This is a genomic window from Actinoplanes sp. NPDC051411 (assembly GCF_040682075.1).
Classification (GTDB): domain Bacteria; phylum Actinomycetota; class Actinomycetes; order Mycobacteriales; family Micromonosporaceae; genus Actinoplanes.
This window is the reverse complement of sequence record NZ_JBFBAD010000012.1, coordinates 108,105-127,544: the sequence shown is the minus strand read 5'-3', so window position 1 is coordinate 127,544 and position 19,440 is coordinate 108,105. Positions and strand designations below refer to the sequence as shown.

General features: G+C 71.2%; 15 protein-coding genes and 1 pseudogene. 10 read left to right on the top strand and 6 right to left on the bottom strand.

Features of this window, described 5'->3' with window-relative positions:
* Nucleotides 1-275 precede the first annotated feature (275 nt).
* Nucleotides 276-2,879, top strand: coding sequence for a hypothetical protein (locus tag AB0M88_RS09630; protein ID WP_364098071.1), 2,604 nt, complete (start codon nucleotides 276-278; stop codon nucleotides 2,877-2,879).
* Nucleotides 2,876-4,342 (top strand): hypothetical protein, encoded by a 1,467-nt coding sequence (locus AB0M88_RS09625; protein ID WP_364098068.1) that lies wholly within the window; start codon nucleotides 2,876-2,878, stop codon nucleotides 4,340-4,342. The genes AB0M88_RS09630 and AB0M88_RS09625 overlap by 4 nt, the downstream gene beginning before the upstream one ends.
* Nucleotides 4,343-4,346: 4 nt before the next feature.
* Here AB0M88_RS09625 and AB0M88_RS09620 read toward each other — a convergent pair whose 3' ends face one another.
* The 6 genes and pseudogenes from AB0M88_RS09620 to mtnA all read right to left on the bottom strand — a co-directional run bounded on the left by AB0M88_RS09620 (nucleotide 4,347) and on the right by mtnA (nucleotide 9,146).
* Nucleotides 4,347-5,300 carry an ABC transporter substrate-binding protein gene (locus AB0M88_RS09620; protein ID WP_364098065.1) on the bottom strand — a complete coding sequence of 318 codons (954 nt, stop codon included), beginning with the start codon at nucleotides 5,298-5,300 and terminating at the stop codon, nucleotides 4,347-4,349.
* A 91-nt stretch (nucleotides 5,301-5,391) separates the two neighbouring features.
* Nucleotides 5,392-6,012, bottom strand: a complete 621-nt coding sequence (gene mtnB, locus AB0M88_RS09615) for a methylthioribulose 1-phosphate dehydratase (RefSeq protein WP_364098062.1) — start codon at nucleotides 6,010-6,012, stop codon at nucleotides 5,392-5,394.
* Nucleotides 6,009-6,731, bottom strand: coding sequence for an acireductone synthase (mtnC, locus tag AB0M88_RS09610; RefSeq protein ID WP_364098059.1), 723 nt, complete (start codon nucleotides 6,729-6,731; stop codon nucleotides 6,009-6,011). Before mtnC ends, mtnB begins: the two co-directional genes overlap by 4 nt.
* Entirely contained in the window at nucleotides 6,728-7,306 is a 579-nt protein-coding gene (locus AB0M88_RS09605) for a cupin (RefSeq protein WP_364098056.1), read from the bottom strand. The genes mtnC and AB0M88_RS09605 overlap by 4 nt, the downstream gene beginning before the upstream one ends.
* 16 nt (nucleotides 7,307-7,322) lie before the next feature.
* Nucleotides 7,323-8,133, bottom strand: a pseudogene (locus AB0M88_RS09600) (S-methyl-5'-thioadenosine phosphorylase).
* A 35-nt stretch (nucleotides 8,134-8,168) separates the two neighbouring features.
* Complete coding sequence (gene mtnA, locus AB0M88_RS09595) at nucleotides 8,169-9,146, bottom strand: S-methyl-5-thioribose-1-phosphate isomerase (protein WP_364098053.1); 978 nt, start codon at nucleotides 9,144-9,146, stop codon at nucleotides 8,169-8,171.
* Nucleotides 9,147-9,745: 599 nt separating this feature from the next.
* Here mtnA and AB0M88_RS09590 point away from each other — a divergent pair.
* The 8 genes from AB0M88_RS09590 (at nucleotide 9,746) to AB0M88_RS09555 (ending at nucleotide 19,432) form a co-directional block, all read left to right on the top strand.
* Nucleotides 9,746-11,854 (top strand): iron-containing redox enzyme family protein, encoded by a 2,109-nt coding sequence (locus tag AB0M88_RS09590; RefSeq protein WP_364098050.1) that lies wholly within the window; start codon nucleotides 9,746-9,748, stop codon nucleotides 11,852-11,854.
* A 19-nt stretch (nucleotides 11,855-11,873) separates the two neighbouring features.
* The gene (locus AB0M88_RS09585; RefSeq protein ID WP_364098047.1) at nucleotides 11,874-13,715 is read left to right on the top strand and encodes a carbamoyltransferase; all 1,842 of its coding nucleotides are present in this window, start codon (nucleotides 11,874-11,876) and stop codon (nucleotides 13,713-13,715) included.
* A gap of 29 nt (nucleotides 13,716-13,744) precedes the next feature.
* The gene (locus tag AB0M88_RS09580; RefSeq protein WP_364098044.1) at nucleotides 13,745-13,876 is read left to right on the top strand and encodes a hypothetical protein; all 132 of its coding nucleotides are present in this window, start codon (nucleotides 13,745-13,747) and stop codon (nucleotides 13,874-13,876) included.
* Nucleotides 13,873-15,189 carry an ATP-grasp domain-containing protein gene (locus AB0M88_RS09575; protein WP_364098041.1) on the top strand — a complete coding sequence of 439 codons (1,317 nt, stop codon included), beginning with the start codon at nucleotides 13,873-13,875 and terminating at the stop codon, nucleotides 15,187-15,189. The genes AB0M88_RS09580 and AB0M88_RS09575 overlap by 4 nt, the downstream gene beginning before the upstream one ends.
* Complete coding sequence (locus tag AB0M88_RS09570; protein ID WP_364098038.1) at nucleotides 15,180-16,424, top strand: MFS transporter; 1,245 nt, start codon at nucleotides 15,180-15,182, stop codon at nucleotides 16,422-16,424. The genes AB0M88_RS09575 and AB0M88_RS09570 overlap by 10 nt, the downstream gene beginning before the upstream one ends.
* Nucleotides 16,425-16,614: 190 nt before the next feature.
* Entirely contained in the window at nucleotides 16,615-17,631 is a 1,017-nt protein-coding gene (locus AB0M88_RS09565; RefSeq protein ID WP_364098035.1) for an Inducer of phenazine A, read from the top strand.
* On the top strand, nucleotides 17,628-18,074 hold the full coding sequence (locus tag AB0M88_RS09560; protein ID WP_364098032.1) for a gamma-glutamylcyclotransferase family protein: 447 nt from the start codon (nucleotides 17,628-17,630) through the stop codon (nucleotides 18,072-18,074). The genes AB0M88_RS09565 and AB0M88_RS09560 overlap by 4 nt, the downstream gene beginning before the upstream one ends.
* Nucleotides 18,075-18,130: 56 nt before the next feature.
* The gene (locus tag AB0M88_RS09555; RefSeq protein ID WP_364098029.1) at nucleotides 18,131-19,432 is read left to right on the top strand and encodes an ATP-grasp domain-containing protein; all 1,302 of its coding nucleotides are present in this window, start codon (nucleotides 18,131-18,133) and stop codon (nucleotides 19,430-19,432) included.
* The last annotated feature ends 8 nt before the right edge of the window (nucleotides 19,433-19,440 follow it).

Below are 19,440 nucleotides of genomic sequence, written 5' to 3'. Positions count from 1 at the left end.
ATGCTCGACGCACTCATCCAAGCCGCCACAGGAAACCCCTGGATCCCCACCACCAGCTGAAAAACACAGCGTATCCGGGCACCTATCCAGTCACGATTTCCGAACACCCACGAGTCATCTGATCACAGCTTTCACCTGTTTCATCGACGAAGTCCGACCTGAGCCGATCCGGATGACTCAGCCGCTCGGATATCCGATGTCCCGGCGCGGGCCCGTGCAACGAAACGGACAGCGCTGAATCCCGCTTGTCGAGATCTATCGATCGGAGATCCAGAATGCCCGGTCATTTCACCCACATTTACACCGCACGTCGCGTCGCCGATCTGCTCTCCGACGGCGATTTCACCGACTGGCCGGAGATCGGACAGGGCGGTGACGCGGTCAAGGGCTACTCGCCCCGGTTCTGCGGCGACGTGATGCGTAAATGGCCCAAATACACTTCAGTCGGCGCTATCGGCCCCGACCTGTTCTTCTTCTCCATGGACTGGAACAACGAGGTGCTCGGTCCGGTCAGCGACGACATCATGCTGGCCTTGGCGGTCATCTATTACTACGACGCGGCCAAAGAGGACGACTGGGAACCGCTTCTGGTCATCCTGGACGAGGTGAGCAGTACCTTCGCCGGCATTCTCCGGCTCGTCATCCAGCTGCAGAAGATCTGGGACGACTTCGTCAAGGTCTGGCAGCAGACCGTCGGACCGTTCGTGGAGGTCGCGGAGGAGATCGCCGACGATCTGATGGGCGGAATCCTCAACGAGTTCAAGAAGGCGGTCGAGCAGTTGCTGAATGCCGTCGAGGCGATCGGCGTTCAGGAGATCACGACCTGGATCGACATCTGGGAGCGGATGAACACATGTCTGGCCAAGGGATATCCGGAAGACGATTTCCTGTGGAGCGACATGCTGCACTATCGCCGGACGTCGGCGGTCTGCCAGGCCCTCGTGCGGCAGGCCGAGAGTCAGCGGGACGGCACCGGCGAGGGCGAGGAACGCTTCGAGCAGTTGCTCGCGCTGGCCATGGGCTGGGTCGTGCACGTGGGTACCGACACGATCGCGCATTCGTTCGTCAACGAGCAGTGCGGCGGCCCGTTCCGGACGCACCCGGTCCGCCACCACCTCATCGAGAACCACATCGACGCCTGGAACTACTCGCAGTCCGGCGCGGGCGGCACCATCCCCGAGGATCCGTGGGGGCGCACGGACGACTATCCGGAACTGTCGTCGTCCGCCCTGTGGTTCCTCGTCCAGCTGACCCCGGACGAGCCCAACGGGGCGGAACGGCCGTCACCGCTGTCCGACGACCCGGACACCCGCAAGGAGCAACTCGACGTCGACGGTGAGCTGCCGGCCTTCGCGTGCAACGCCATCGTGGCCGCGCTCATCGAGACGTACGCCGACCCGCACCCTCACCCCCACATCTACCAGGGCAGCGCCTACCAGGCGACGATCGACAACGGCCGGCTCACCCAGGCCATCCGGTCGGTGACCGGGCACGGCCTGGACCGGCCGTTCCAGGAACTGCTGGACGGCATCGCGCCTCCGCCCCCGTTCGAGGTGCCGCCCGGGTTCCCGTTGCCGTGGCAGGTCGGCACCGCGTACCGCCTCATGATCACCGCGTACAAGGTCTTCTTCAACGGAGGCTGGCAGCTACCGAAGCCACGGGTGCCGGACGTGGTGATAATCCCGCCGGCGTCGGACTTCACGAACCTCTTCCAGCCACCGGACTTCTCGGGAGTGGACGGCGACAACCCGATCGAGGACGCCTGTACCGTCTTCGTCGCCCTGATCCAATGGGTGATCAAGGAAGGGGCCGCTGTTCTCAAGCTGATCGGCGACCTGACCAAGATGATCCTGAGTCCGCTCACCTACCCGGCCCGCGTCGTGCTGTATGAAATCGCCCTCAAGCTCTGGGACATCGCCACCAAGACACATGACGTGCTCGCGCACACCGGTCTGCTCATGCCGCACGCCGAAGCCCGATACCCGGACAACGGCGAACTGATGTGGCCCAACGAGATCGATCTGCCGCTGATCACGCTCGGCGGCTCGGTCGACGGAGCATTCCGGGCCGCGTTGAGCGACGCGATCGACCCGTTCGCGGCCCTCGACCGCGAGGAGAGCGTTATCGTCACACACAGCGGCCGTGACCCGCGCCTGCCCTTCTATCCGGTGATGCGGTTCCACGCCAACGGCGACGAGCCGGACAGCTGGGAGTTCCACCGGCCCTGGGCGTACCCGGAGACGAGCCTGATCGACGCGGCCGCACAATCCGCGACGGACATCGGGTTGAACGGCTTCAGCCCGGCAACGGAAATCACCACGCCGACCGAGACGTACCTTCCCCGGGCCGGCGACGCGGACGGGCCGAACACCGCCTTCCGGCCGCTGCGGCCCGGTCCGTACCCGGAGGGCGTGACCCCGGACCAGGTGTTCTTCCGCACCGAGGGCGGCGTCGACGCGAACGCCCGCTACCGGTATGAGCACGCCCAGACGCCCTGGCAGACCGACGTGATCAACGAAGAACTGATCGGCCGAGCCCGCCAGCGGCTCAGCCCTCTCGGCGATCCCGTTCCGTTCTCGGCCTACCTGATCGGCCGGCTCATGAACCGGACCGACTACGCGACCCAGTTCAACCTGGACGCCGACCGGGCGTACGCCTATCTGACGTGGGATTGGATCCGGGGGGAGACGCTCGGGGTGACCGCTCTCGGCACCAGGTATCCGCTCCCGGTCGCGGCGCCGTACGGCGAGGGATCCCGATGGAAGCGCGGCGCGGAACCGATGCGGTTGGAGTACGTCGACCCGCCGCCACCGCCCGTGATCGTCGGTGTCGCGGCGGCCGAGGAACAGCCCGGCGACGAGTCAGGAGAACCACGATGACCGACATCTGGCAGACAGCCGCGGCGGCGTGGGGCACGCGGCCGGACTTCCGAACCGAGGGCTCGAAGCACCGCGACTGCCCGGGCAACGACGGCGGCGGAACGGACGGCGGCGGCGGGACCGGAACCGGGGGCGGCGGGACCGGAACCGGGGGCGGCGGGACCGGAACCGGCGGAGGCAGTGGTGGCGGCGGTGTCACCGGCAACGGCTGCGGATGCGGTGGGTGCGGCGACGGGTGCGGCTGCGAGAAGTCGTTCGATCATCATTGCGGATGCGAGCACTGCGATCGGCCGGCTCCGTGCGGCTGCGAGGGACACCGCCATCACCATCACGGCCATCACGGCCATCACGGCCCTCACCGGCCGGAGCCACAACCCGAGCCTGGGGCCGGACCGGGATATCACGACAACGGCACCACCATCGGCTGGCGCAACCCCCGCCGGCCCGGGCGCCACGTCGGCCGATCGACCGGCCGGCTGCCCGGCGGCGTCCTCGACCCGTGCGACTTCGGCAACCCACCCTGGAACCAGTGGCCGGGCGACCGCGGTGACCTCTATCTGCCGTTCCTGTTCATGCGAGCCAACCCGGGCGATCTCGGCGCCCGGCCCGTTGCCGGGCCGTTCTGGGAGAGCCCGGACGTCCTTCTGCTGGCCGACACGGATCCGGCGCTGGCCCCGCCCAAGCCACCTGAGCTCGGTCAGACCGCACTGGCCGGTCGGCCCAACACGCTGTACGCCCACGTGTGGAACTTCGGCCTCTCGTCCGCGCCCTGCGTGGTGGTCGAGTTCTACTGGTGCGACCCGTCACTGGGCATAGGCCCGGCCGGAGCTCACCTGATCGGGGCCACCTCGATCTCGCTCGGAGCGCGCGGAAGCGGCCGGTCGCACGCGGTCGCCAAATGCCCGACCGCCTGGGTGCCCACCTTCGTCAACGGCGGTCACGAATGTCTCGTCGTCCGCGCCTGGGACGAAGCCGGCGACGGCCTGGGTACCCCACCCTGGGACGCGGCACTGAACCGGCACGTCGCGCAGCGCAACATCCACGTCGTTCCCGTACCCGGGGCCCACGCGGCCGACGACGACCGGCTGCTGGCGCTGCCCACACCGATGACGCCGCTCACCCTGAAGGTCGGCCCCCTGTACGGCGAACCGGCCCAGGTCACCGTCGCCCGTGCGGCTCCGCACGAAATGCCGTGGCTCCAGCTTCGCACCGGCACCCGCGGCCTCTTCCCGGCTCAGGCAACCGCGACCGGAGCGGTGGCGGTGTCGGGCCCCTCCCCGATCGGGGGTGGCCCCTCGACCGGCGGGCCCGGCACGACCCAGGACGTCACCGGTGAGGATCAGCAACTCCAACTGACCACTACCGACGCACCTCCGAAAGCGGGCGAGGCGCACGTCTACCGCGTCACCGCGAGCCAGCAGGGGCAGGTTTTCGGCGGCTACACCGTGGTCCTCCTGGGATGACTGCTCAGCCGCCGGTCAACCGGGTCACGTCCGGCTCGGCGGTCAGGTAGCCGTACTCCTTGGCCAGTTCGGCGGTGCGTTGCAGCAGGGGCGCGCCCACGTCGGTGCTCCATTCGGGCAGCACGACGTGGGCGGCGACCTCCGGCTTCAGGGTGAGGTAGGTCGGCAGGATCCGGCGTACCTCGTCCGGGTGGTTCTGGGCGTAGGTCAACGATTCGTTCATCGCCTGGCGGAAGCGGTCGACGACGTCCGGGTCGGAGGCCGCGAACGACTGGCTGGTGAAGTAGGAGGCGACCGGGAAGTGCGGCGCCACCAGTGGATAGGGTCGCAGGAGCAGTTTCGCGCCGCCGCTCGCCTTGATGGCGCTGGCGAAGGGCTCGACGGCCCAGACCGCGTCGACCCGCCCCTGGGCCAGCGCCGCGCCCATCTCCGGGAAGGCGACCTCGACGAATTTGACCCGGGTGATGTCGGCGCCGCTCGCCTGCAGGGCGGCGTTGATCGTCAGCGGGCCCACGTTGTTGAGGTTGTTGACGGCGATCGTCTTGCCGGCGAGATCCCTGGCCGAGGCGATCTTGCTGTTCGCGCGCACGAAGATCGCGGCGTAGTCGCCGGCGGCGGCCTGGTTGCCGGCCGCGACGATCCGCAGCGGCAGTCCGCGGGAGGCTCCGATGAGCAGGGTGGTGTTGTTGGAGAACCCGATGTGCTGGCTGCCGGAGACCACTGTCGCGACGATCAGCGAGCCACCCGAGCGGGGTTTCGGTGTCACCTGCAGGTGTTTCGCGGAGAAGAAGCCCTTTTCGATGCCGAGGTAGAGCGGGGCGACGTCGATGACCGCCACGATGCCGACGTCCAGCTTCGTGGCGGCGTCGTCACTGGATTTGTGGGAGCAGGCCGCCGCGACGGCGACCAGCACGACCGACAGGGCAGTGGCCAGGACACGGCGGCGGACGGAAGACATGACCCCTCCTTCAGGCGATCGCCGGAGATGCTCGCCCATGCCGAGTATGCATAGGTCGTCCTCGATGGACAACGGCGCGCGCCGAGGGGGGTCAGGCCGAGGCGTAGACGGCCTGGTGGAATTCGAGGAGCCACTCGACGGTCTCGGTGTGATGGCGGGCGGCCGCCAGGTCGGGGCCCCAGGCGTACAGGCCGTGTGCGGCGACGAGGACGGCCGGCACGTCCGGGTTGCGGGCGGTGTCGAAGTGGCCGGCCAGCTTCGACATGTCCTGGGAGTTGGGGATGACCGGCAGCAGGACGTGCTCGTCCTCGGCCGGGCGCCCGACGCCCTTGAGCATCTCGAGGTCGTGGAAGACGATGCCCTCGGGGTGGCGGTGGGACACGGCGACCGACGCCACCGTGTGGACGTGCACGACGGCGCCGGCACCGGTGCGGGCCGCGATCCGGGCGTGCAGGGCGGCCTCGGCCGACGGGCGGCCTCCGCGTACGGCCCGGCCGTCGGCGTCGACCAGCACGACGTCGGCGGCGGTCAGGTCGCCTTTGTCGATGCCGCTGGCGGTGACGGCGAGCCGCAGCGGATCACGGCCGACGACGACCGACAGGTTGCCGGCGGTGCCGCGCATCCAGCCGAACGAGGCGAACCGTGCCGCCTCGGCGGCCAGGGCGGCACCGGCCGCCTCGAGGTCGATCCGGGTGGTGCCGACCGTGCTCATGAGGCGACTCCTTGGCGGGTGAGGGCGATCGACGAGAAGGTGAGGGCCTCCGGGTGGGATCCGCTTCCCTGGGCGTGGTAAGGCTCGCCCAGGCGGCGAATGCCGGTGGTCAGCCAGCCGGCCGAGCGGGCCGCCTCCAGTTCGGACAGCCGGTCGGAGAGGAAGAGTGTGCGGTCCGGCGGCACCGCGATGGCCGCGGTGATCGTCCGGTAGGAGGCGGGAAGGGTCTTCGGCCCCGCGTTCTCGGTGTCGAACAGGCCGTCGAGGAGCGGGGTCAGGTCGCCCTCGGGAGTGTGCGCGAACCACGCCCGCTGGGCGGCGACCGATCCGGACGAATAGACGCAGAGGCGGATTCCGCCGGCGTGCCACGCGCGCAGGGCCGGGAGGACGTCGGGAAAGAAGTGCGAGGTGAGTTCGCCGCGGGTGAACCCCTCGGCCCAGATGATGCCCTGCAGCGTCTTCAGCGGGGTGACCTTGGTGTCCGCGTCCAGCCACGCGTGCAGCGCCCGCTCCATCGTGGCCGCGTCCGCCTCCGGATCGTCGAGCAGGCCCCGGATCTGGTCGACCGCCCGGCGTACGGCCGGCTCGCCGGCCCGCCCGCTCAGCAGGTCCGCGAAGCGGCGGCGGGAGTACGGATAGAGGACGTCGGTGACGAACCGCGTCGCGCTGGTCGTGCCCTCGATGTCGAGCACGACGCACGCCACGCCGGAGAGCGTCATGCGCCGGCGTGGATCGTGTCGAAGTCCGGGAACCGGGACGCGATCTCCGATCCGGTGAAGGTGCCGATCCACCCGTCGTCCTCGTGGAAGAAGCGGATGGCGGTGAACGACGGCCGCGAACCCATGTCGAACCAGTGCCGCGTGCCCTTGGGCACGCCGATCAGGTCGCCGGCGGTGCAGTACACCGCCTGCACGACCTCGTCCAGGTGAACGTAGAAGACGCCGGCTCCGGCGACGAAGAAGCGGACCTCGTCATCGTCGTCGTGAGTGTGCTCGCGGAGGAATTTCTCCCGGGCCGCCCGTGCCTTCTCGGCCCAGTCCGGTTCGTCGCTCGGATGCAGGGTGGCGACGTCGACGGTGGCGAAGCCCTCGCGGGCGGTGAGCTCGTCGACCTCGGCCCGGTAGGCGGCGAGGACCTGATCGGGACCGGCGGACAGCGGTACGTCGTCCTTCAGCGGCCGGCGTTCGAACCGTACGCCGGCCGGGGCCAGCGCGGCGGCGACGGCCGCCGGGTCCGAGGTGCGGCCGAGGAGCGTCTCCGGGCCGGTCTCCGGCCAGGTGGTCAGCAGCGTCATGGCGGTTCCTCTCGGGTTACGGCAGGGTGATGGGCAGCTGGATGCCGGCGAGCGCGTTCGCGCACGGACACGCGCGTTCCTCGGGCAGGACGCGCACGGTCTCCCGGATCAGGCCGCGCAGCCGCTCGATGTTCTCCTTGAACACGGCGAACACGGTCGCCTGGTCGACGGTGTCCCCGGCCTCGATGCCGGCGTCGTGATCGGTTACCAGCGCGACCGAGCTGTAGCAGCTGCCCGAGCTCCCGGGCCAGAACGGCCTCGGGATGGCCGGTCATGTTGATCAGCGACCAGCCGGCGTCGGCGTACCAGCGGGACTCGGCCCGGGTCGAGAAGCGGGGGCCTTCGACGACCACCATGGTGGCGCCGTCGTGGGCCGGGGTGCCGATCGACGCGGCCGACTTCAGCAGCGCGTGACGTCCGGCCGGACAGTAGGGGTCGGCGAACGGCACGTGGACGGCGCCCGAGTCGTAGTAGGTCTGTACCCGCCCGCTCGTGCGGTCGACCAGCTGGTCGGGGATCACGATGCTGCCCGGGCCGAGTTCGGGGTGAAGCGATCCGACGGCGCAGGGCGCCAGGATCTGCCGGACGCCGAGGGCGCGCAGGCTCCAGAGGTTGGCCCGATAATTGATCTTGTGCGGGGGAACGCCGTGGTCCGCCCCATGGCGGGGCAGGAAAGCCACCCGGCGTCCGGCGATCTCGCCGATGACCGGTCCCGCTGCTTTTCCGTACGGGGTGAGCGACTCGGACTCGGCTTGCCGGTCACCGAAGAGCGTGTAGAAGCCGCTTCCACCGATGACGCCGATCTCGGCCCGCGTGGGGTTCGTCATGACTTCCTTCGTGCTCGGTCGTGTTCGGACGGACGTCAGCCGCGGACCGTGTGCTGTTCCGACACGATCGCGGTGATCAACTCGGCGGGCGTGACGTCGAAGGCGGGGTTGAACACCCGTGCGCCGGCCGGGGCGACGGCCGCGCCGCCGAATACGGTCACCTCGTGCCCGGCACGCTCCTCGACCACGATGTCGGAACCCTGGGCGATCGTGCGGTCCCAGGTGGACTCGGGAGCCACGACGACGAACGGGATGCCGTGCCGGGCCGCCGCGACCGCGAGGCCGTAGGTGCCGATCTTGTTGGCCACGTCGCCGGCGGCGGTGATCCGGTCGGCACCGACGAGCACGCAGTCGACCATGCCCCGGGCCATCGCGGCGGGCGCCGCCGAGTCCACGCAGATCCGGTACGGCACCTTCGCCTCGTCCAGTTCCCAGGCCGTCAGCCGGGAGCCCTGCAGCAGCGGCCGGGTCTCGTCGACGAGCACCTCGGCCACTCGCCCCCGCTCGGCGAGGTCGAGGATCGCGCCGAGCGCCGTGCCGCCGGCCGCGGTGGCGAACCGGCCGGTGTTGCAGTGGGTCAGCAGGCGCAGGGCTCCGGGGCCGCCGAGCGACGACACGAGGTCGGCCGCGCGCCGGGCGGCGAGACGGTTCACCTCGCCGTCCTCGCGCAGCATGGTCAGTGCCTCGTCGAGGACCGCGCCGGGACCCTCCGACAGCCGGCGCAGGGCCCGGTCGACCGCCCATCGCAGGTTGACCGCGGTCGGCCGGGCGGCGGCCAGCCGCTCGGCGGCGGCGTGCACGGCGGCCCGGTCGGCCGGATGCCGGGCCGCGGCCAGGGCCACGCCGAGCGCGCCGGCGAGGCCGATGGCCGGCGCCCCGCGGACCGTCAGCGTCTGGATGGCGTCGATCACGTCGTCGACGGTCCGCAGGTGGACCGTGCGGTATTCGTGCGGGAGCCGACGCTGGTCGACGGTGATGATCTCTCCGTCGTCCCAGTTCAGTGACGTTGGCAAAGCGCGTCAGCCCTTCCGTTCGGCGACGATGCATTTTCGTCCGTCGTGGTGCGCGCTTCTAAACCCTACTGATGAGCGGGGAATTTATGGTTGGCAGCTTGCGGCTGTGGCCGATTGTTGCCAAGTAGAACGCCGATCCAATGATCTGATTTTTAAATTCACGCGCATCTTTTCAATGCGGTAGACAATCTGTCATGTCGTCCTGTGGCATGGCTCACGTTCGATTTTGTTCGTATGCCGTGTCCGCGCGGGCCGCTCCCTTGTGGAGGGATCGGCGAAGGCTCCGGAACCGGTAACGGCCCGTGGTCACCGTCTCGGATCGCGGGACACGCGGTGGCTGGGCGTGGCGATGGCTGGCTAGGCTCCTCGATGAATTGCTGCGGATCGGGGCAACGTCGACCGATCCCTATTGATGGTCATCAACTGGCCTGGAGGGCGCGGCGCGCTCGCACGATTGTGGTCCGGTAACGGTGCCGGCCACGCCCACGCCGTACGCCCGACGACAGAAAATGATCACGCATACGCCAAATGCGTAGGCGAACCGGCGCGCCCGAACTCGTTGTCTGAATTCGGCCGCCGACACGGGGAGGAACAACTTCATGCGAGCGTCGACCACGGGGGCGACGCTCTCCGGAGTCCGTACGGTCTATCTGGCCGCGACGGATCCGGAGCGATCCCCCTCTGCCCAGCTCTTCCGCGCCGAGGCGCAGCGGACCACCGTCCCGGACCTGCCCGGCGGCCTGTCCCAGCGCCGCGAGGCGGTGGCGGCGTGGGCCGCCGCCGAACGCGAGGATCTGGCCGGGATCGTGGACGGCGCCCCCTCGGCGGCCGCCCGCACCGAGATGATGCGCCGCTGCGCCCTCGGCTGCGCGCCGCTGGCCCTGCGGTCGGGAGCCTGGCTGCAGTGGCTCAGCGCGCCCGGCTGCTTCGACGAGCCCGCCGTCCTCGGCATTCTCAGCCTCTACGCGGAAGATCTCGGCGTGGGCCGCCCGCGCAGCTCGCGAGGACATGCGTACCTGGCGTTGCTCGACAAGCTGCGGCTGGCCGAGTACGCCGCCCCGATCGCGCGGTTGCCGCTGGACGCGCGCATCAGGGACGCCGCCTTCCGGCTGCCCGCGCTGCTGCTCGCCGCGAGCCGGCATCCGGACCAGTTCCGGCCCGAGATCCTCGGCGCCGACCTGCTGCTGCGCACGGTCGGCCTGCTGCCCGGCCTGGAACCGGTGCGCCGGGCGATGCCGGCGGAGGCCGACTGGGTGACACTCGACAGCGGACGCGCCCGGTGGGACGGCGAGCCGGACGCGGCCGAGCGCGCCTACCGGGCCGCGGCCGAGAGCGCCGAGCCCGAACGGCTGGCGGCCGGGTTCGCCTGGGCGTACGCCGAGCTGCGCGCGTGGAGCCGGGGCCTGCGGGAGGAACTGACCGACTCGCTCGACCCGGCGTACGGGATGGCCGAACTGCTGCGGGCCCGGGCCCGGGAAGGCGCCGTCTACCACGAGCGGACCCGGATCGGCGACCGCACACTCGCCGACTGGCTCTCGTCGTGCCGGACCGACCCGTACCCCTTCATGGCCCAACTCGCCTCGAGCCGGATGGTCCGCCCGGGCGACGCGAAGCGGAGCCCCCTGGTCAGCGGCCTGGTCGGCGAGCGCGGACCGATGTTCCGGGTGTTCTCCGACGACGACCTGCGGGTGATCGCCCGGTGGATCGACGCGCTCGGCGAGCCCGGTACGGCGCAGGCGCCAGCGGCCCGGGAGCCGGGATCGCCGTCTCCGGACCTCGTGCTGCCGGCGGCCGGCGACCGCCCGGGCGGCACCGCTCCGGGCGGTGTCCGCGACGCCTACCACCTGCTCCAGACCCGGTCGGACACGCCCGCACTGCGGAGGTTCGCCGTCGGCTACATCGACGGCTGGCTCGCCCGGGCCCGGCACGGCCTCGACCGCGGCGAGATGCCTCTGCCCGAGACCTGGCAGACGGAGGGCCTGCGGCCCTGGCTGCTGGAGCAGCACGACCGGCACGGCGAGGAGTTCCAGCGCACCGTCGACGACGCGATGCCCAGCCGCGAGGAGCTCGTCGATTCGACCGTCCAACTGGCGCCGCTCACCCTGATCGACGGCGCGTGGCTGCAGGGCTTCACCGACTACGACCACGCCACCTCGACGACCGGCTTCTCCCTGTTCCGCACCTACTGGGACGAGCTCGGCAACGGCGATCCGCGCCTCAACCACCCCCTGATCTATCGCGACGTGCTCGCCGAGATGGGCGTACGGCTGCCGCCGACCGGATCGACCGAGTTCGCGCACTGGGACGGGTTCCGGGACGCCTCCTTCGAGCTGCCGGTCTTCTGGCTCTGCGTCGGGCGGTTCCCGCAGACCTACCAGGCCGAGATCCTCGGGCTCAACCTCGCGATGGAGCTCTCGGGGGTCGGCGGCAGCTACCGGCGGGCCCGGCGCGCGCTCAAGAAGTACGGCTACAGCACGTACTTCGTCGACATCCACAACACGATCGACAACGTCGCCACCGGGCACTCGGCCTGGGCCGCGGACGCCGTGGACAGCTACCTCGCCGGTGTTCTCAACGCCGAGGGCGCGCGAGCGCAGGCCGCCGCCTGGCAGCGGGTGCGCGCCGGTTACCGAGCCCTCAACCCGCCGGCCACCTTGCGCGCCCGCCGGGCGCAGCGCAAGGGCCGCCGGGCCGCCCATTCCCTCTGACCTCGACCGAGGAGACCCCGTGCCGGATCTCGTCCTTGGCATCTCCGCCTACTACCACGACAGTGCCGCGGCCCTGGTCGCCGACGGTGTGCCGATCGCCGCCGCCCAGGAGGAGCGCTTCAGCCGGCGGCGGCACGACCCGGCCTTCCCCGGCCAGGCGGTCGCCTACTGCCTTCGCGAGGCCGGGGTGACGCTCGCCGACGTCGGTGCGGTCGCCTACTACGAGGACCCGGCGCTGAAATACGACCGGGTGACCGAGACCTTCGCCGCCGCGGCACCGCGGGCGTTCGGGTCCTACCGCCGCTCCGCGCCGGAGTGGAAAGGCTGGAAGCGGCACGCGGACCGGCAGGTGGCGGCCGAACTCGCCCGGCTCGGGGCCGGTCCGGTGCCGCCGGTACACGTCCGGCAGCACCACCTCTCGCACGCGGCGTCGGCGTTCCTACCCAGCCCGTACGCCTCGGCCGCGGTGCTCTGCGTGGACGGGGTGGGGGAGTGGGCGACCACCACCCTCTGGCACGGCCGCGACACCGCCCTCGAACCGGTCGCCGAACTGCGCTTCCCGCACTCGCTCGGCCTGCTCTACTCGGCGTTCACCTACTTCTGCGGGTTCAAAGTGGACTCCGGCGAATACAAGGTGATGGGCCTCGCGCCGTACGGAAAGCCGCGGTACGCGAACCTGATCCGCGAGCACCTGATCGACGTCAAGCCGGACGGCACGTTCTGGCTCGATCAGCGCTACTTCGAATATCTGCGCGGCGAGGTGATGACGGGCGCCGCGTTCGAGAAGCTCTTCGACGGCCCGCGGCGTACGCCCGAGAGCCCGCTCACCGAGCGGGAGTTCGACCTCGCGGCCTCGGTGCAACAGGTGACCGAGGAGGTCATGCTGGGCCTGGCGCTCAGCGCCCGGGAGCGCACCGGCGAGAGCCGGCTCTGCCTCGCCGGTGGTGTCGCCCTCAACTGCGTCGCCAACGGCAAGGTCGTCGAGGCCGGCATCTTCGACGAGGTCTGGGTGCAGCCGGCGGCCGGCGACTGCGGAGGCGCCCTCGGGGCGGCGATGTCGGTCGCCGTCGAGCGGGGCGCGCGCCGGCCCCATCTCGCCGAGGGCTCCGGCGGTGACGCGATGTCGGGCGCGCTGCTCGGCCCGGCCTACGACGATGACGAGATCCGCGAGCAGCTCGACCGGTTCGGAGCGGTCTACGAGTCGCTCGACCGGGACGCGCTGACCGGCGTGGTGGCGGCGGAGCTGGCGGAGGGGCGCATCGTCGGCTGGCACCAGGGGCGCATGGAGTTCGGGCCCCGCGCGCTCGGCGCCCGCTCGATCATCGGTGACCCGCGCGACCCGCGGATGCAGACGACGATGAACCTGAAGATCAAGTTCCGGGAGTCGTTCCGGCCGTTCGCCCCGGCGGTGCTGGCCGAGGACGCCAAGGACTACTTCGAGCTCACCCAGCCGAGCCCGTACATGCTGATCGTGGCGCCGGTCGCCGAGGCGCAGCGGGTCGAGCCGGCGGGCGCGGACGGGGCCACCGGCCTCGACCTTCTCAAGACGGTGCGCTCCACGATTCCGGCGGTGACCCACGTCGACCGCTCGGCCCGCGTCCAGACGGTCACCGCCGAGTCGAACGAGCCGTTCCACCGCCTCCTGCGCGCCTTCAAGGAGCAGACCGGCTGCCCGGTGCTGGTGAACACGTCGTTCAACGTGCGGGGCGAGCCGATCGTGAACACCCCGGCCGAGGCGTACGCCTGCTTCATGCGGACCGACATCGACCTGCTGGTGATCGGCGACTTCCTGCTCCGCAAGTCCGGCCAGCCGGAGTGGACCGAGCACCGGGACTGGCGTACGGAAATCCCGCTCGACTGACCGGCCGCCCTGCGAACGAAGGACCGACCATGCGTACCGCCCTGAACGCCATCACCTACTACCTGATCGTCGCGCCGCGCGGCCTGCTCGCCCGGCGGCGCCGCGATCCGCTGCGGCTGCGCCGGCCGGACGCCCCGAGCTACTGGCTGGACCTGCGGTGAGGCCGTCCCTGCTCCTCATCGGTCTCGACCGGTACGCGCTCCAGGCCTGTGTCCGGCATGACGTGGACGCGGTCGTGGTCTGCGGGGCCGCCGCGTACGACGACGGCCTGGTGGACGTCCCGCCCGCTCTGCCGGTCCTGATGGTCGACGACCAGAAGAACGCGGAGTCGATCCTCACCGCCCTGCACCGGGCCGGGCTCGGCGGGCGCCGGTTCGACGGCATCCACACCACCGACGAGTGGGCGATCGTGACCGCGAGTCTTCTCGCGCGCGAACTCGGCGCCGACTACCTGACACCGGCCGAGGCGGTCGGCTTCCGCGACAAGTCGCTCCAGAAGGGCCTGGTCGCGGCGGCTGGGATACCGACCGCGCGGGTCACCGTCATCCCGGACGTCCACGACGTCTCGGCGCTCACCGCCCTGCCGTACCCGGCCGCGGTGCTCAAGCCCGCGGCCGGGGCGGCCACCGCGAAGACGTCGGTGGTGACCGGCATCGAGGAGTTGCGGGCGGTCAGCGCCGAATACCGCCGGCAGGGAACTCCGCAGCGCACCTTCGTGCTCGAGGAATTCCTGCCGGGCGACGAATGGCTCGCCGACGGCGTGGTCTTCAACGGGGAGCTCGTCTTCTGCGCGCTCGGTCGCTACGGGGCGCCCTGTCTGACCGCGGTGCGCGAGGATCTCGCGCTGACCGTGGACCGGCTCGACCCGGTGGACGATCAGGAGGCGTACGAGATCGGCCTGCCGGTCGTGCGCCGGACGCTGAGCGCACTCGGCCTGCGCAACAGCACCTTCCACATGGAACTGTTCCACGACCCGGCGACCGGCCGGGTGGCCTTCAGCGAGTGCGCGGCCCGGCGGGCCGGAGCGATGGTGCACGAGGAACTGCAGGCGAAGTTCAACGTGAACCTCGGTGAGAGCGGGGTCCTCTGCGCGCTCGGCCGCGATCCGGGCCTGGTGGTCAAGCGGGATCCCCGGCACTTCGGCAGCACCTACCTGATGGCCCCGCCGGGTGTGCTGATCGACTGTCCGAGCCCGCTCCAGGTGCGCGAGCGGCCCGGGGTGGAGTTCGTCCGGATCGAGCGGCCCTTCGGCACCGTCTTCGACCCCGCCCTGTCGAGCACCAACCAGCGGATCGGGCAGGTCATGGTCTCCGCCGACTCGCCGGAGGGCCTCGCCGCCCGCCGGGCCGAGGTCGAGGCGTGGTTCTCCGAACGGGTCGTCACGGCGCCGGCCGGAGCCACCGCGAGGGAGTTGCGCGCCTGGCAGCGCCGGATCCGGCCGGACGACGACTTCGGTGACACCTCGTGGACGTGACACCGCCGCCGGCCGTCCCGGTGACCCGGCCGCACCGGCTGCTGCGGCCGCCGGGGCCGCAGCGGGTGCTGGCGCTGGCGACCTTCGTCAACACGCTGGGCAGCGGCCTCTACCTGACCGGCAGCGCGCTCTACTTCACCCAGGTCGTCGGCCTGCCCACCGGCCAGTACGCGACCGGCCTCACCGCCGGCTCGGCCCTCGGCGTCGCCGCGGGACTGCTGGTCGGGCGGGTCGCCGACCGGGTCGGGGCCCGCAACACCCAGATCGCGGTGATGCTGTTCGGCGTCCTCGGGATGGCGACGGCGGCGCTGGTCTCCGACCTGTGGCAGTTCGTGCTGGCGGCCGCCATGGTCGGGGCCACGACGGCGGCCTCGGCGTCGGTCCAGGCGGCGATCGTCCGCGGCCTGGCCAGCGACGACCCGATCGAGTTCCGGGCCTACCTGCGCTCGCTGACCAACCTGGCGATCGCGCTCGGCACCCTGCTCGGCGGGGCGGCGGTCGCGGTCGGCACCAAGCCGGCCTACCTCCTGCTGATCGGCGGCCGGGCGGCCGGCTACCTGGGCTGTGCGCTGCTGCTGACCCGGCTTCCGCACATCGTGCTGCGGGCCGTGCCGGGCCGGGACACCGGTAAGTGGCAGGCTCTGCGGGACCGGCCGTATCTGACCGCGACCACCCTCAACGCCCTCTTCTCCCTGCACTTCGCGGTCCCCGGGGTGCTGTTCCCGCTCTGGATCGCCGAGCACACCACGGCCCCGGCCTGGCTGATCTCCGGCGTTCTGCTGATCAACACGGCGATCGTCGTGCTTCTGCAGGTGCGGGCCAGTCGTGGCGTCGACGACCCGCGGGCGGCGGGCGACCGGATGCGCTGGGCCGGCGCCGCGGTCGGGCTGAGCCTGGCGCTGATCGCCTGCTCGTCCGGAGTGGCGCGGCCGACCGCGGTCGTCGTGCTGCTGGTGGCGGCGGCCGTCTACACGGTCGGCGAGCTGTGGCACGCGGCGGCGTCGATGGAGTACTCGTACGGCCTCGCCGCGCCGCACGCGCAGGGACAGTACAGCGGCGTCTTCGGCATCGGCACCAGTGCCGCCCAGTCGCTCGCGCCCACCGTCGTGGTCGCTCTCGCCATCCGCACCGGGGCACCGGGACTCCTCGTGCTCGCGGTCCTGTTCCTGCTTCTCGGCCTGGCCTTCCGGCCGCTGATCGGCGCCGCTCTGAGCCGTGAGCCGGCGACCGCTTGACCGGCCGTCCACTTGATACCTTCGGCCCGGCGCGAGCCGGTGCCGGACCTACCTGACAGAAAGGGAAGCCATGCGGCTGCTCCGCCGGATCATCGACCGACTCCTCGGACGCAAGCGGAAGAAGAACGACGCCTCGATCTATCCGATGTTCTGACCGCCGATCGACGACAACGACGAGCGAGGACGGACCATGGCCCAGTCGACGAAGATGCCGGTACGCCGGTCGCTGCTGCCCTACATGGCGGAGTACGAGGAGAAGTTCGCCGACGACGGCGACGTGCGCTGGCTGCCCTACCTGATGTACTTCCATCCCCGCGAGCACCGGTCGCCGGTCGTCAACACCGACGGGTACGGCTTCCGGTACGCGTACGCCGGCGACCGCCGGATCTCGGCCGGTGACCTCGCCGGTGCCGACCGCGTCCGGGTGCTCGCCGGCAGCAGCACCGTCTTCGGGATCGGCGCCGGCCGGGACGAGGCGACGCTGGCCTCCCGTCTCAACGCGTACGACGAGCGCGGCGGGCCCTGGCTGAACTTCGGTGGCCGCAGCTTCAACTCCACCCAGGAGTTCCAGCTCTACGCGCTCTACTCGCACCTGCTGCCCCGGGTCGAGGAGATCGTGCTGTTCTCCGGGTTCAACAACCTCGGCCTGGCCCGGCTGCCCGAGACCGTCCGCGGCGACCACGGCGCGTTCTTCATGTGCAACCAGTTCTTCGACGCGCTGGGCGCCACGTCGGCGCGCGGCCGCCGGCGTACGCGGCGCCGGGAGGACGACGCCCCGACACCGCTGGAGGTTCAGCTCGACTACGCCGTCGACCTGACCGGCCGCCATCTGCGGCTGTGGAAGGCACTGGCCGACCAGGGGGGCAGCCGCCTGACCTATGTTCTGCAGCCGCTGGCGAACTGGGTGCGGTCCGAGCCGTGCCCCCAGGAGTCCGAGGTCTTCGCCGAGCTGGACACCTTCGGCGACTTCGGCGCCGCGTACGGCGACATCCTGACGCCCGAGGTGCAGAAGGAGTACGCCGCGCGGGTCGGCCAGGAGGCGGCCCGTCTCGGTGTGCCGTTCATCGACCTGACCCCGGCGCTCGCCTCGTGGATCGCACCCGACGACTGGATTTTCGTCGACCGGATCCACTTCACCGATCACGGCCACGACGTGGTGGCCCGTAACCTGCTCCCGCTGCTGACCGAAAGGCCTGAGGCACAGTGAACTACGCCCAAGAGCTGCCGCTGTTCGTCTACGGAACCCTGCGGCTGGGCAGCCGCAACCACGGCAAGATCGAGCCGGTCGTCCGCTCGGTCGACCCGGCGGCCCTGCCCGACCACGCGCTCTACATGGATCAGGGACCGCTGGTGCGGCCGGAGGCCGGGCGGGTGGTGCGCGGCGACGTCGTCTCCTTCTGCTCCGAGGCGTACGCGTCGACCATGGCCGGCCTGGACGCCTTCGAGGGCTTCGATCCGGCCGACCCCGGAGCCAGCATCTACCTCCGCGAACGGGTGGTGGTGCGCACCGACGCCGGCGACCGGGTCGAGGCGTGGTGCTACTTCCGTGGCAGCCGCCCGATCGAGGGGGAGTGCCTGATCAGCGGTTTCGAGGACGGGCTGATCGAGGACGGGGACTGGCTCCGGCTCGAGCGCGCGGCGGCCCAATGATCGGCGGCCCAATGATCGGCGGCCCAATGATCGGCGGCCCAATGATCGGCGGCCCAATGATCGGCGGCCCAATGATCGGCGGCCCGGTGATCGGTGGCCCGGTGACCGGCGGCCGTCCGGCGGGCGGGCTCCTTCTGGTCGGCGGGGCCGGGCCGTTGCCGTGGAGCCTGGACATCGCGCGGACCGCGCTGGTCCAGGCTCACCGGCGTGGCCTGCGCACCCACCTGACCAACCGGCCGGACACACTGGCCGAGACCGAGTTCGCCGCCCTGCCGGCCGATTCGGTGTCCGCCGTCGACTTCGAGGACCCGGCGGCCGGCGTCGCCTGGGCGCTGGGCCGCCGGGCGGCCGGCGAGGACTTCCGGGTCGTGCTCGGCGTCCGGGAGATGGCCCAGGTCGCGACGGCCGAGATCGCGGAGGCGCTGGGCCGGCCGGGCAATCCGCCCGACGCCGTACGCCGGGTGCGCTCGAAGGACGAGTGCCGCGCCGCGCTCGCGGCGGCCGGGTTCGCCCAGCCCCGGGTCGCCGTCTGCGCGGGCCTGGCCGACGCGGAACGGTTCGCCGCCGGCGTTTCCGGGCCGTGGGTGGTCAAGCCGCGCGACGGCATGGGCAGCCGGGGCGTGACCCGGGCCGACCACCTGGACGACCTGCCGGGGGCGGTCGCGGTGCTGCCGGCGGGCGTGCCGTTCCTGATCGAGGAGTACGTCACCGGGCCGGAGTACAGCGTGGAGGGCGTGTTCCTCGACCAGAAGCCGGTGGTGCTGGCGGTGACCGCGAAGGAGAAGGCGCCCCCGCCGTACTTCGTCGAGGTGGGGCACATCCTGCCGGCCGAGTTGCCGGACGCCGAGCGGGACCGGTTCACGGCCGCGGTGACCGGCGCGCTGACCGTGCTCGGCCTGCGCTACGGCGTGTTCCACGTCGAGCTCTGGAACACCCCGGACGGCGTGGTGCTCGGTGAGGTGCACGTCCGCAACGCCGGCGCCGCCATCCACCGGATGCTCGAGTACGCCATCGACGGCCTGGAGTTGTTCGGGGTGGTCTATGACGACGCGCTCGGGCGGCCGCCCCGCTACCCCGGCCCGCCCGTCCGCGCGGCGGCGACCCGCTTCCTGACCTCGTCCGAGCCGGGCGTGCTGCGCGCGATCGAGGGCTGGGCCGAGGTGGCGGCGCATCCGGCGGTGCTGCATGCCGAACTCGCCGCCCGCCCGGGCACCGTCGTCGGGCCGTTGCGCGACGCGGACGGCCGGCTCGGCGCGATCATGGTCGGCGCGCCGACCGCGGCGCGGGCCCGCGTGTTGGCGCACACGCTGGCCGGCTCGGTGCGCTTCGTCGTCGAGCCGGCCGGCGGTGCGTCATAGCCGCCGGG